This is a genomic window from Halorhodospira abdelmalekii, from assembly GCF_016583625.1.
Classification (GTDB): domain Bacteria; phylum Pseudomonadota; class Gammaproteobacteria; order Nitrococcales; family Halorhodospiraceae; genus Halorhodospira; species Halorhodospira abdelmalekii.
The window spans coordinates 1-604 of record NZ_NRRN01000145.1; the positions used below are offsets into that span (position 1 = coordinate 1).

Annotated in this window: 1 protein-coding gene; it reads right to left on the bottom strand. The window is 61.6% G+C overall.

The features are described 5' to 3' along the window. Nucleotides 1-109: 109 nt before the first annotated feature. A complete protein-coding gene (locus CKO15_RS13870; RefSeq protein ID WP_242464823.1) occupies nucleotides 110-397 on the bottom strand; it encodes a hypothetical protein in 288 nt (95 codons plus the stop codon). Between the last annotated feature and the right edge of the window lie 207 nt (nucleotides 398-604).

Here is a 604-nt window from a genome sequence, read left to right on the forward strand (position 1 = left end):
ACCCCTCCGGGCACGGCGCGAGCGGCGATCCATTCGCCGGCGGTTGGCGCGATTCCAACCCGCTAATCGTAAGCAGCACTGTTCGGCTTACGTCCGTAGGAATGGTTTTCTATGGTTTTAGGAACGGCTTGATGTCCAGCTCCTCGCCCGAGTGACACTTGATGGCGTCACGCACCTCGCTAAAGAAGGCCACCTCCTCCTGCAGAGCAGTGACCTCATCGGTCGTGTAGCCGGCGGCATCGAGCTCCTGAGCGATGGCGGAAAAGGCGCGCACAAAGCTGGCGACCGCCTTGTAGAACGAGATCCTCAGCACCTCGGTCTCATCAAGCGCACCCGGCGTGTCGGCATCGCCGCAGAAGTAGCGCAGATAGTCTTCGATCTCGCGCGGTGGCGACACCGGCTCGCAGAGGTACTTGAGTGCCTCGCGGGTGGTATCGAGTCTCTTGCGACCCTCCTGCAGCCAATCTTTGAGCTCGATATGGAATAGTCCTCAAGTGGGGGGTGCATTCCACGGGAAGTGGGGTGCCGATTCCACGCGAAGCGGGTGTGCTGTTCCACCGGAAGTGGGGGGGCGATTCCACCGGATGTGGTGGGGCCGTTCCAC